This window comes from Lentilactobacillus diolivorans DSM 14421, assembly GCF_001434255.1.
Classification (GTDB): Bacteria; Bacillota; Bacilli; order Lactobacillales; family Lactobacillaceae; genus Lentilactobacillus; species Lentilactobacillus diolivorans.
Window position 1 is genome coordinate 1 of the sequence record NZ_AZEY01000068.1, and the last position, 12,151, is coordinate 12,151.

The following is a 12,151-nucleotide window of genomic DNA, read 5'->3' on the forward strand; positions in this document are numbered from 1 at the left end:
CTAGACCAATCATTGGAATAGGTCATTAACTGTTGCACTTGATTTGACACTTCGGGACTAATTTTAACTATAAACGATACTAAAGACAATTGCTATTTTCAAATGATAATCAATTTAACCCTTTATAATTGACAAATTAAGTAATATCGGTTATGTTATCACCTGACACTTAAAATCTGGAGATGAAAACCAATGGCTAAAAACACCGAAGTATCAGAAGCACAATCAAAATTTCACGTTGGTGACGAGGTTTCATTTAAGATCGAAAAGCAAACGTTCAAGGGTTATATTGATAAAAGTTATACCAACTCATTCTTAATTACGTTTGAATCTGATGATCCCGAAATAATTGACAAATACCACAAGAAAGTGGTTATCAACAACCGTCATTTGAAAATGATCAAAGCTGCGCCACAACCTGTTGAAGACGACAGTGATGATGACGAAGACGACAAAGAATCAACGAAATCCAACAATAATAATAAGAAGTAAATTCTTAAAGAGGCTGTTAGCAATATCGTTTGTTTTGCTAACAGTCTCTTTTTTGCTACCTAATCTGTTTGCTTGCTATGTCTTCGAATTAGTAACTACCTTCCTCGTCGATTTAATATATTCCCAAGAGGCACCGCAATTAATGGTGTGACAACACCACTGAAAATTGCTTCAGGAATGCCGTTGGTTCCAACGACCCCTAACAAATAAGGCAACAAATCCTTTAAATTAATTTGATAAAGCTGTGGTGCCTTTGCCTTGTAAAAGACATAAATTAAACCCAAGACAAGGATTGTATTGGTAAGGGATCCTAAAACTGCCGCTACTGAAACACTAACTGACCGCTTGGCAATTCGGTTTTTTAAGGCCTTATATGTCATGCCGGCAACAACTGCAATCATAATTCTAGGAAATATTGAGACAATTGGATTAACAAACACAATCGCAGCTAAAGGGCTTGTGGGATACGCAAAAGCACGAATGAATGTAACCAGTCCCCAAACACCACCTATGATGGCGCCGTCCAAAGTTCCCATCAAAATTGTCGCAATCACAACTGTCACTTGAATAATCGTAATGTCCAGTGTCCCAATTGGAATATATCCGATTAATGGAATTGAAGTTTGTAAAATAATAATGGCAATGAACATCGCAAGCAAGTTCAATCTAAGAGTACTTTTCTTATGTTGCATAACCTGTGCTCCTTTAATTTGTTGCATACATTATACAATACCAGTCCATATTCTAGTACGAATATGAAACGGATTTACTAATTCAAACTTTTTTTAACATAATCGCAAGAAAATAATAGTGAATATAAAAAAACACCTCTCCGAAGAGAAGTGTAAATTCTGAGAAGAATATAAATTTTAACGCTTTGAAAATTGTGAAGCTTTACGAGCCTTTTTAAGTCCTGGCTTCTTACGTTCTTTCATACGGGAATCACGAGTTAATAATCCAGCACGCTTAAGTGGGCCACGGAAATCAGGGTCAACAGAAAGCAATGCACGGGCAATCCCATGACGAGTTGCGCCAGCTTGACCTGAGAAGCCACCACCGTTAACGTTAACTAAAGTATCGTAGTTACCAAGAGTTTCTGTTACATTAAATGGTTGCACAACAACTTCACGCAAATTAGCAAATGGAATATAATCTTCAATTGCTTTATCATTCATAATAATTTTTCCAGTTCCGGGTACTAAACGTACACGTGCAACTGAATCTTTACGACGGCCAGTGCCGCGATATTGTACTTGAGCCAATGCGAATTCCTCCTTAAATTAGGTTAGTAATGTCTAATACTTCCGGCTTTTGAGCTTGATGTTCATGATCAGGACCTGCATAGACATGTAACTTCAAACCGATCTTATGACCTAATGTTCCATGAGGAAGCATTCCTTTAACTGAAGTTTCGATCAATTTTTCTGGATTCTTTTCACGAAATTCTCCAGCAGTTTTTTGCTTCAAGCCACCAATAAAGCGAGAATGATGGTAATAAATTTTACGAGTATCTTTATGACCTGTTAATTTCACTTTACTTGCATTAACGACAATGACATTGTCCCCTGTATCAACGTTAGGGGTAAAAGTAGGCTTATTTTTTCCACGTAAAATTGATGCAACAACTGATGAGAGACGTCCTAAAGCGATATCTGTAGCATCAACAATGTACCATTTACGTTCTACTTCGCCTGGTTTTGCTATATATGTTGTACGCACTTAAATTTCCTCCATGTTTCTGTGTTTGTTCGACACCAAATAAGATTCCGGGGCTTATCGTGGGGCAAACAATACCAAATACCATGATACAAATTATTCATTGGAAAGTCAATTAGTTTCACAAATTATCAGGCACAAATTATCGATGGGTTTTCGCCAGCTTAGTTGGGTGATCAGGATCGTCACCTTCATAATAGACTTTTTTAAGATATAATCCGGAAGCAGGCATTGTAAGTCGTGCTTGAGTTCGATCCTTGGCAGTGTATAGACGTGGAATATCATCAACTGGTCGTCTTCCAGACCCAATCTCAACAACAACCCCCACCATGATTCTAACCATGTTATAGAGGAAACCATTGCCGTAGAATTCGAGTTGCAGTTCGTTACCATTTTTGTCGAGTTTCCCTTTTGCTTCATAAATCGTGCGAATGTTTGAACGAGCTGTTGACCCCGATGCAACAAAGCTGGAAAAGTCATGTTCTCCAACAAAATCACTCAATGCTGCTTGAACCTTATTCATATCGATTGGGAATCGCCAATGCCCTGTATAATGACGCTTAAACGGATTTTGAAATTCGCCAAGATCCAATCGATAGAAATAACGTTTCCCAGAAACATCATATCGGGCATGGAATTGATTTGAAACTTTTTCAACTTTCACGATTTCCATGTCAAGTGGTAGCAGACTGTTTAATCCACGATACACTGCTTCAACCGGCAAATCAAACGGAAAGTCAAAATGAACAACTTGTGCCAATGCGTGAACGCCGGCATCTGTTCTTCCAGACCCATAAACAACAATTGACGGATGAGGATTTTTAGCCATTATATTAACTTTTTGTGTAATAACACCTTCGATAGTCCGCTGTTGGGGCTGACGTTCAAACCCGCTAAAAAGTGTACCATCGTATGCTAACGTAACTTTATACCGAATCATTTTTTCCTACCATTTCCTAATTCCTAATACCAATACACCGACAGCCAAGAAGACCAGCCAACTAATTGTATCTTTCATCTGCCAACGATATATTCGATATTTACTACGATGTTCACTATCGGTAAATCCACGAGCCTCCATAGCTGTCGACAGATTTTCGGCATGGTTAATTGCACCAGTAAATAACGGTACTAATAAAGGAACTGCAGCTTTAACTCGATGTTTCAAGCTGCCAGAACCAAAATCTACTCCTCGAGAACGTTGGGCATTCATGATTGTTTCCATTTCATCCATTAATGTTGGCACAAACCGTAGGGCAATTGATAACATCAACGCCAACGTATCAACTGGGAAATGAAACCCTTTAAGCGGCTTCAAAACAGTCTGGACCCCATCTGCAATTGCGAGTGGCGTCGTTGTCAAAGTCAGAACTGTCGAAATCATAATAATTAATAAAAATCGGATAAAGATAAAACCACCGTTAATTAAACTTTGATCCGTAATTGAAAATGGTCCAAAGTGCCACAACAATTTGCCACCACTGCTAAACAAAATTTGAAGTAACACTGTGAAAATGATTAACCAAATCAGTGGACGAATTCCCTTAAGAAAGTAACTAATCGAGACTCCTGAAAGAATGATGACTCCCATAATCAATATCAACAAAGCGGCATAAGAAGCTATGTTATTGGCAAAAAAGATCACTATCACAAAATAAAAACTCAATAATAACTTTGACTGAGGACTCATCTGGTGAACCCATGATTCACCTGGTAAATATCTTCCGAAGAGAAAATTACTCATCCTTTTTTCCCTCCTTACCAGCAATTTGCACAATTTGATCGGCCAGCTCATCAATTGTCAGCGGTAATGTTTTTAATTTAATACCAGTATCGATCATTTTTTGAGCAAAAAGTGCACTACTAGGTAAATCCAGTTGCATCTTATATACCCATTTAGGATCGCTAAAAATCTCTTTTGGCGGACCCACCTTAACAATTTTTCCCTGATCCATTACCACTACATTAGAAGCATAATCAACCACATCATCCATTTGATGGGTCACCAAAATAATAGTCATATGATTGTGATCATGCAAATGGCGGGCCAAGTCCATAATTTCCTTATGACCACGCGGATCCAGTCCGGCAGTTGGCTCATCTAAAATTAAAATTTCCGGGTTCATCGCCAAAACGCCAGCGATCGCAACTCGCCGCATTTGACCACCAGAGAGGTCAAATGGCGAACTATCACTGAAATTCGCACTTAATCCCACTAGCTTCATCGCGTTTACGGCTGATTTTCTAGCCTCTTCTTCTGTTGCGCCATAATTTAATGGTCCAAACATAATATCCTTAATAACTGTCTCTTCAAATAACTGTTTTTCGGGAAATTGGAATACCATCCCAACTTTTTTTCGAAGTTGTTTTAAATTTTTGTTGGTTGTTTTCGGCGTAATAATTCGATCAAAAACGCTCACAGTGCCATCAGTCGGCTTTAATAACGCATTAATATGTTGAACAAGTGTCGATTTTCCACTTCCGGTATGACCAATGATAGCCGTAAATGAGCCTGATTGAATTGTAAATGAAACATTTTCCAGTGCATTTTGAGAAAAAGGTGTATCAACCTGATAAGTGTGCGTTACTTTTTCGAAATTAACTGCTTTATCCATGCTATTAACTCCTCATCATTCAGGTAACTTCGTTGGGGCTTAATCCCACGATGTTTAAGGGCAGCCAGTAACTGGGATGTGTAAGGTGAATCAAGCCCAACTGACTGCAATTGGCCCGTGTTTTGAAAAATATTTTCTGGTGTCTCCTCGTCAATAATCCGGCCTTCATTTAAAATGACAACTCGATCTGCATTGGCAGCTTCATCAATATCATGGGTAATCGAAATGACAGTTAGTTGATTGTCTTTTTTGATTTGGTAAACGAGATCTAATATTTCGTTTCTTCCACGAGGGTCAAGCATACTCGTAGCTTCATCAAGAATAATTATTTTGGGACTTAACGCCACAATTCCGGCAATCGCAACCCGCTGTTTTTGACCACCAGACAAGTTTGCAGGAATTCGATTACGAAAATCCAGCATGCTGACATCCATTAGACTTTTTTTGACAATCTCATGCATTTTTTCACGTTCAACTTGACGATTCTCCAGTCCAAACGCAACATCATCTTCAACGGTAGCTCCAACAAATTGATCCTCTGGATTTTGAAAAACGATGCCAATTTTATTGCGAATATCAAAAATATTTTGATCGTTAACCGTTAAACCATCTACGATAATCTGCCCCTTATCAAGGACAATTAATCCGTCGATCAATCGTGCAAGCGTACTTTTCCCACTGCCATTTTGACCAATAATTGCCAACCATTCACCCTCGTGAACATCCAACGTTAAATTATCAAAAAGCAATGGCTTATCAGGATAATGGAATGAAATATTTTTTACTTGAATAATATTCTTCATTAGTAGATACCCTTCATAATGAGATTACGTTACCAATTTATGTACAAAAAAATCACTAACAGGTATTAGTGCATGAGATAGATAACATATCTCACATTCAAACTAGACTAGGAAGTATGTTCCACCATCATAGCGTTCTATACTAAAAACCCGAGTGATTCTCGTTGAAAATATGTGATTGAACTTAAATACTAATTAGTCAACTAATTCTAAAACAACCATTGGTGCACCGTCACCACGGCGAGGCATTGTCTTTAGAATCCGTGTATAACCGCCATTTCGGTCAGCATACTTAGTGGCAAGTTCGCCAAAAGTTTTTTGTAAAGCGGTAGTAACAGTAATATCGTCACCATCTTCTTTAACATCAGCAACAACGTCACGAATGAATGCTGCAGCTTGACGACGAGCATGTAAGTCACCACGCTTACCAAGTGAAATCATCTTGTCAGCAGTAGAACGAACTTCCTTAGCTCTAGCTTCTGTGGTAATGATTTGACCATGAATGATTAATTCCGTGGTCAAATTCCGAAGTAATGAACGGCGATGTGCGCTGGAACGTTGTAATTTCCGATAACTCATTTTCAGATATTCCTCCTTTTTACTTTAATTAGTCTTCTTTACGAAGTGAAAGGCCTAATGCAGCCAGCTTTTCTTTAACCTCTTCAAGAGACTTACGGCCAAGATTTCGAACTTTCATCATGTCAGCCTCAGTCTTTTCAGTAAGTTCCTGAACGGTATTAATGCCAGCACGTTTAAGGCAATTGTATGAACGAACAGATAAATCAAGTTCTTCAATTGTCATTTCCAGCATTTTTTCCTTATGGGTTTCTTCTTTTTCAACCATGATTTCAGTATTCTTAGCTTCATCAGTCAGGTCAACGAACATTTCCAAATGTTCTGTTAAAATCTTAGCTGCCAAGCTAACTGCCTCACTTGGAGTAATTGAACCATCAGTCCAGACATCCAAAGTAAGTTTATCATAATCATCACGTTGACCAACCCGTGTACTTTCAACTTGATAGTTGACACGTTCGATTGGGGTATAAATAGAATCGACGGGAAGCACACCTATTGGCATCTCCGAACTACGTTTCTTATTTTCAACAGCTGAAACATAGCCGCGACCCTTGTTGGCTGTTAATCGCATATGGAAAGTAGCGCCCTCAGCAACAGTAGCAATGTGTAAATCAGGATTCAATACAGTCACATCACTGTCACCTTGAATATCTCCAGCGGTAACATCAGCAGGACCGATAACATCAATTTCTAAATTTTCTTCTTCGTCTTCTGGTCCATCTAATTTCAAAGAAATTTTCTTAACATTCAAAATGATCTGGGTAACATCTTCTACAACACCTTTAATGGTTGAGAATTCATGCAGAACATCATCAATTTGAATGCTGGTAACTGCAGCACCGGGAAGTGATGATAGTAAAGTCCGTCTTAAGGAATTACCAAGGGTAGTTCCATAGCCTCTTTCAAGTGGCTCAACAACAACTTCACCATAGTTCTTAGTTTCTTCAATCTTATGAATGTTAGGCTTTTCAAATTCAATCATTCTTATCATTAACCCCTTTCAAAACGCGTGAGTCTACATGCAAAATATCAATATGCCCAAACCAAATAAACTTCACTATATTGAATGTCTTAATTAAACTCGACGACGCTTTGGAGGACGAGATCCATTGTGAGGTACCGGAGTAACATCACGAATAGCAGTAACTTCCAAACCAGTAGCTTGAAGTGCACGGATTGCAGCTTCACGACCTGAACCCGGGCCCTTAACAGCAACTTCGACAGACTTCATGCCATGTTCCATCGAAGCCTTTGCAGCAGCTTCAGCAGCCATTTGTGCAGCAAATGGTGTTGATTTTCGACTTCCACGGAAGCCTAATGCACCTGCAGATGACCAAGAAACAGCGTTTCCTTGAACGTCAGTAATCATAACTAAAGTATTGTTAAAGGTTGAATGGATATGAGCAACACCTGAAGCAATGTTCTTTTTAGCCCGACGCTTACGACTTGTCTTTTTGTTTACCATAAAAACAGATGACCTCCTTTATAAATTATTTTCTTCTACCTGCGTTTGCAGTAGCCTTACCTTTACGAGTACGAGCATTGTTCTTGGTATTTTGACCACGAACTGGCAGGCCACGACGATGACGCATTCCACGGTATGAACCAATTTCTTGAAGACGCTTGATATTCATACTTACTTCGCGTCGCAAGTCACCTTCAATTTTAAGATCACTAACGATTGCACGAATCTTATCCTCTTGATCGGGTGTTAAGTCGCGTACACGAACATCTTCAGAAACACCAGCTTGTGCTAAAATCTTTTCAGCAGTGCTAGCGCCGATACCAAAAATATATGTTAGTCCGATGACAATTCGCTTATCACGGGGTAAATCAATTCCGGCAATACGAGCCATTTAGCATACACCTCCTGTTTACGTTTATTTACCTTGACGTTGTTTGTGCTTTGGGTTTGCTGAGCAAATAATCATTACTCGGCCTTTTCTCTTAATTACTTTACAATGTTCACACATTGGTCTTACTGATGGTCGTACTTTCATTTTTAAACCTCCTCAAAAAATGATGAAAACGACAAGTTACTTAAATCGATAAGTAATCCGCCCCTTACTCAGATCGTAAGGTGACATTTCAACCGTAACCTTGTCACCCGGTAAAATCCGAATATAATGCATGCGAATTTTACCAGAGACATGAGCCAAGATTTCGTGTCCGTTTTCAAGTTCGACACGAAACATCGCATTAGGCAATGTTTCAACAACTTTTCCTTCAACTTCAATAACATTATCTTTAGCCAATATATAACACCTCCAATGTTAAATTAGATTGAATTTATATTAATAAACTTGACAAACCTTTGATAGTCTAACACATTCATTATATTTCATCAATCCAATAGCCTCAACACTAAATAAGTGAGGCGTTTATAAAGAACTCAAGATATTATCAACATTTTTCCAAACATCATCAATGCCTTTGCTTCCGTCAACATTGAAGAGAAGGTTACGATCTTGGTAATATGAAATCAATGGTGTATTCATCTTAACATTAACTTTCAAACGATTCTTGACTGCTTCTGGTTTATCGTCTTCACGTTGATAAAATTCATGACTACCACAAACATCACATGTACCTGGAACTTTCGGCATATGGTACAACTTGTGATAAGTTGCACCACATTTCTTACAAATAAATCTTCCGGATAGCCGCTCAGTAAGTAATTTAGGATCAACATCAATATTAATAACAGCTGATAATGGTTTGCTCAATTCATCTGTCATATTTGACAATGCATCCGCTTGATCCAAAGTTCTTGGATATCCATCCAACAAGAAACCTGGTTTAGTATCATCTTTATCCAGACGTTCTTTAACAATACCATTAGTAACTTCGTCTGGCACCAAATTTCCGTTATCAGTGAAACCCTTGGCTTTAAGCCCAAGAGGTGTTCCATTAGAAATTGCTTCTCTGAACATATCGCCAGTTGAAATATGTGGAACATGATACTTATCTACAATAAATTGTGCTTGAGTTCCTTTACCTGCACCGGGTAAACCTAGCAGAATCAAATTCAATGACATTTAAATGCCTCCTCGTTGTTTGGCAATTTTCTAATTAATCTTCAGTAGGTCGTGATCCTTTGATAAATCCAACGTACTCACGTTTCATCATCAATCCACGAATCTGACGAATAGTTTCAATTGCAACCCCAACAACGATCAAAAGACTCGTTCCACCAAGTCCAATTGATTCATCAAGATTCCATAAGTTCTGTGCAATTAACGGAATTAAAGCCACAATTCCTAGGAACAACGAACCAACGGTACTCAATTTCATAAGCAAATTTGATACATAGGTCTGCGTCTCATGACCAGGCCACACACCTGGGATATAACTACCCTGCTTTTGCAAATTCTCTGACAACTTTTCAGGATTGACTTGGACAAAAGCATAGAAGAATGTGAACATAATGATCAGAATCGTATAAAAAGCTGCTCCAGTAGGTGTCTGCATATTGAAAACATTATTCAATACTTGGAACCATGTTGCAGTTGAATAGTTGTTTTGAAATGCCATTAAAATAGTTTGGGGGGTCGCAATAAATGAACTTGCAAAAATTACGGGAATAACACCAGCCACATTAACTTTTAATGGTAAGTAACTACTATCCGGTGATCCGGCAACCCTTCGCGTATACTGAATTGGAACTCTTCGCTCAGCTTGTTGAACCCACGTTACAAACGTTATAATGACCAATACAATGATCAGAAGTGCAACTGCGAACAAAATAGGTTGCCATAAATCAGAACCAGTCACACCAACAAAATATTGTTGCCACAATGATTGCAGCCCAACAGGAATTCGCGCGACAATCCCAGCAAAGATAATCATAGAGATACCATTACCAATTCCACGCTCAGTAATCATGTCACCCATCCAAGTTGTCAACATCGTTCCACCAGTTAAAATTAAACCGATAACAACAAATGTTTTAATACTTGGGTTGGTAACAAGATTCAAACTACTCAATTGGTTGAAACCAGCTGTGATTCCAACTGATTGAAAGAACGCAAGGATAACAGTTAAATAACGTGTATGTTGATTTAATTTACGTCGACCAACTTCTCCTTGCTTCCCCCATTCAACATATCTTGGCACAATATCCATTTGTAATAGTTGAATAATAATTTGAGCGGTGATATAAGGTGAAACTCCCATTGCAAATATAGAATAGTTGGTAAGCCCACCACCGCTAAAGGTATTTAAAATACTAACCAAGCCTGAAGATGCAACAGACTGAAGTGCTTTCGCGTTAATACCGGGAACCGTTATGTAAGCTCCCAAACGGAAAATCACTAAAACAAAAAGTGTAAAAAGAATTTTATTTCGGATTTCCTTTACTTTGAACGCACCTGCTAAAGTCGAGAGCATTAAACCACCTCGATTTTACCGCCCGCGTTTTCAATAACGGATTGTGCAGACTTGGAAAATTTATTAGCCTTAACGGTTAACTTCTTACTCAATTCGCCATTGCCAAGAACCTTAATTCCTGATTTTGCATTTTTAACAATTCCAGATTCCTGGAGCAATTCTGGTGTTACTTCTGTACCATCATCAAACGCATTAAGATTCGTGACATTTACAACAGCATATTCTTTTCGATTAATGTTATTGAATCCACGTTTTGGAGTTCGACGGTACAATGGCATTTGGCCACCTTCAAAACCGATACGGGTCTTGCCACGAGCCTTTTGACCCTTTTGACCACGTCCAGCAGTTTTACCCTTACCAGCTGATCGGCCGCGACCCTTACGAGTACGTAATGAACGAGAACCTTCAGCAGCTTTCAATTCATTTAATTTCATGAAATTGGCACCTCCTTACAAATTTTTAGTCTTTAACTTGTTCAACTTCAATTAAGTGAGCGATTTGGAATAGAGCCCCACGAATAGACTCGTTATCAGGTTTGACAACAGTGCTATTTACTCGACCTAAGCCAAGTGCCTTCACAATTTTACGTTGCTTTGGGAGGCGGTGAGTCACGCTACGTTTTAAAGTAATTTTTAATTGAGCCATTTAAAACACCCTCCTTATTCAGCCAGATGTTGAGTTGAAACACCACGTAAAGCTGAAATTTCTTCAGCACTCTTCAATTCAACCAAGCCAGCAAAAGTTGCTCGGATTACATTGATAGGAGTATTCGAACCCAATCGTTTACTAGTAACATCGTCAACACCGGCCAATTCCATCACAGAACGAACAGCGCCACCGGCTGCAACTCCAGAACCTTCTTCAGCGGGCTTCAACATAATTCGACCACCACCAAAAGTACCGACAACCTCATGAGGAATTGTTGTGCCAACAATCGGAACCTCAATCAAGTTTTTACGAGCAGCTTCGACAGCTTTACGGATAGCTTCTGGAACTTCTTGAGCTTTACCGGTTCCAAAACCAACATGTCCGTGCTTATCTCCAACAACTACTAAAGCTGCAAATCGAAGACGACGTCCACCCTTTACAACTTTAGTGATCCGGTTGATTGAAACAACGTTGTCTTCAAGCTCAAGTTTATCTGGATCAATAAATTTCTTCATGTGCGGTTATTCCTCCTTTATTAAAATTCTAGTCCGTTTTCACGAGCAGCATCTGCAAGAGCTTGAACACGACCATGGTACAAGTAACCACCACGATCAAAAACAACCTTTTTGATTTTCTTTTCATTAGCACGTTGAGCTACTAATTTACCAACACTAGCTGCTTGTTCAGTCTTGTTTGAACTACTGATTGCAGAATCAAGTGTTGAGGCACTAACAAGCGTTACACCCTCTACGTCATCAATGATTTGAGCGTAGATGTTTTTATTAGAACGAAAAACGTTCAAGCGTGGGCACTCGGCAGTACCAGAAATTTTGTTACGGACACGGTTATGACGACGTTTCCGACTTTTATTCTTATCTGGTTTAGAAATCACAATAGTCACCTCAAAATTTT

General features: G+C 38.8%; 20 protein-coding genes. 1 reads left to right on the forward strand and 19 read right to left on the reverse strand.

Annotated features, from left to right (window positions below):
* Nucleotides 1-192: 192 nt before the first annotated feature.
* The gene (locus FC85_RS06395; RefSeq protein ID WP_057864715.1) at nt 193-492 is read left to right on the forward strand and encodes a hypothetical protein; all 300 of its coding nucleotides are present in this window, start codon (nt 193-195) and stop codon (nt 490-492) included.
* Nucleotides 493-587: 95 nt separating this feature from the next.
* Here FC85_RS06395 and FC85_RS06400 read toward each other — a convergent pair whose 3' ends face one another.
* The 19 genes from FC85_RS06400 to rplR all read right to left on the reverse strand — a co-directional run bounded on the left by FC85_RS06400 (nt 588) and on the right by rplR (nt 12,131).
* Nucleotides 588-1,184, reverse strand: a complete 597-nt coding sequence (locus FC85_RS06400) for an ECF transporter S component (protein ID WP_057864716.1) — start codon at nt 1,182-1,184, stop codon at nt 588-590.
* Between the two features lie 177 nt (nt 1,185-1,361).
* Nucleotides 1,362-1,754 (reverse strand): 30S ribosomal protein S9, encoded by a 393-nt coding sequence (gene rpsI / locus FC85_RS06405; RefSeq protein ID WP_057864717.1) that lies wholly within the window; start codon nt 1,752-1,754, stop codon nt 1,362-1,364.
* A gap of 13 nt (nt 1,755-1,767) precedes the next feature.
* Nucleotides 1,768-2,211, reverse strand: a complete 444-nt coding sequence (gene rplM, locus FC85_RS06410) for a 50S ribosomal protein L13 (protein WP_057864718.1) — start codon at nt 2,209-2,211, stop codon at nt 1,768-1,770.
* 139 nt (nt 2,212-2,350) lie between these two features.
* Entirely contained in the window at nt 2,351-3,148 is a 798-nt protein-coding gene (gene truA, locus FC85_RS06415) for a tRNA pseudouridine(38-40) synthase TruA (protein WP_057864719.1), read from the reverse strand.
* Between the two features lie 6 nt (nt 3,149-3,154).
* Nucleotides 3,155-3,952 (reverse strand): energy-coupling factor transporter transmembrane component T family protein, encoded by a 798-nt coding sequence (locus FC85_RS06420; protein ID WP_057864720.1) that lies wholly within the window; start codon nt 3,950-3,952, stop codon nt 3,155-3,157.
* Nucleotides 3,945-4,823: an energy-coupling factor ABC transporter ATP-binding protein gene (locus FC85_RS06425; RefSeq protein ID WP_057864721.1), complete on the reverse strand. Its 879-nt coding sequence runs from the start codon at nt 4,821-4,823 to the stop codon at nt 3,945-3,947. The genes FC85_RS06420 and FC85_RS06425 overlap by 8 nt, the downstream gene beginning before the upstream one ends.
* Nucleotides 4,793-5,626 (reverse strand): energy-coupling factor transporter ATPase, encoded by an 834-nt coding sequence (locus FC85_RS06430; protein ID WP_057864722.1) that lies wholly within the window; start codon nt 5,624-5,626, stop codon nt 4,793-4,795. Before FC85_RS06430 ends, FC85_RS06425 begins: the two co-directional genes overlap by 31 nt.
* A 195-nt stretch (nt 5,627-5,821) precedes the next feature.
* The gene (gene rplQ, locus FC85_RS06435) at nt 5,822-6,205 is read right to left on the reverse strand and encodes a 50S ribosomal protein L17 (protein ID WP_057864723.1); all 384 of its coding nucleotides are present in this window, start codon (nt 6,203-6,205) and stop codon (nt 5,822-5,824) included.
* Between the two features lie 28 nt (nt 6,206-6,233).
* Complete coding sequence (locus tag FC85_RS06440; RefSeq protein WP_057864724.1) at nt 6,234-7,184, reverse strand: DNA-directed RNA polymerase subunit alpha; 951 nt, start codon at nt 7,182-7,184, stop codon at nt 6,234-6,236.
* A 93-nt stretch (nt 7,185-7,277) separates the two neighbouring features.
* Entirely contained in the window at nt 7,278-7,667 is a 390-nt protein-coding gene (gene rpsK / locus FC85_RS06445; protein WP_057864725.1) for a 30S ribosomal protein S11, read from the reverse strand.
* Between the two features lie 25 nt (nt 7,668-7,692).
* On the reverse strand, nt 7,693-8,058 hold the full coding sequence (gene rpsM, locus FC85_RS06450) for a 30S ribosomal protein S13 (protein ID WP_057864726.1): 366 nt from the start codon (nt 8,056-8,058) through the stop codon (nt 7,693-7,695).
* A gap of 24 nt (nt 8,059-8,082) precedes the next feature.
* On the reverse strand, nt 8,083-8,202 hold the full coding sequence (rpmJ, locus tag FC85_RS06455) for a 50S ribosomal protein L36 (protein WP_057864727.1): 120 nt from the start codon (nt 8,200-8,202) through the stop codon (nt 8,083-8,085).
* Between the two features lie 36 nt (nt 8,203-8,238).
* Nucleotides 8,239-8,457, reverse strand: coding sequence for a translation initiation factor IF-1 (gene infA / locus FC85_RS06460; protein WP_008855782.1), 219 nt, complete (start codon nt 8,455-8,457; stop codon nt 8,239-8,241).
* 126 nt (nt 8,458-8,583) lie between these two features.
* Entirely contained in the window at nt 8,584-9,234 is a 651-nt protein-coding gene (locus tag FC85_RS06465) for an adenylate kinase (RefSeq protein ID WP_186825086.1), read from the reverse strand.
* 40 nt (nt 9,235-9,274) lie between these two features.
* A complete protein-coding gene (gene secY, locus FC85_RS06470) occupies nt 9,275-10,591 on the reverse strand; it encodes a preprotein translocase subunit SecY (protein ID WP_057864729.1) in 1,317 nt (438 codons plus the stop codon).
* On the reverse strand, nt 10,591-11,025 hold the full coding sequence (gene rplO, locus FC85_RS06475) for a 50S ribosomal protein L15 (protein WP_057864730.1): 435 nt from the start codon (nt 11,023-11,025) through the stop codon (nt 10,591-10,593). The genes secY and rplO overlap by 1 nt, the downstream gene beginning before the upstream one ends.
* A 25-nt stretch (nt 11,026-11,050) precedes the next feature.
* Complete coding sequence (gene rpmD, locus FC85_RS06480) at nt 11,051-11,236, reverse strand: 50S ribosomal protein L30 (RefSeq protein WP_013728487.1); 186 nt, start codon at nt 11,234-11,236, stop codon at nt 11,051-11,053.
* A gap of 14 nt (nt 11,237-11,250) precedes the next feature.
* A complete protein-coding gene (rpsE, locus tag FC85_RS06485; protein ID WP_057864731.1) occupies nt 11,251-11,754 on the reverse strand; it encodes a 30S ribosomal protein S5 in 504 nt (167 codons plus the stop codon).
* Nucleotides 11,755-11,774: 20 nt separating this feature from the next.
* Entirely contained in the window at nt 11,775-12,131 is a 357-nt protein-coding gene (gene rplR / locus FC85_RS06490; RefSeq protein ID WP_083485012.1) for a 50S ribosomal protein L18, read from the reverse strand.
* Nucleotides 12,132-12,151: the final 20 nt, after the last annotated feature.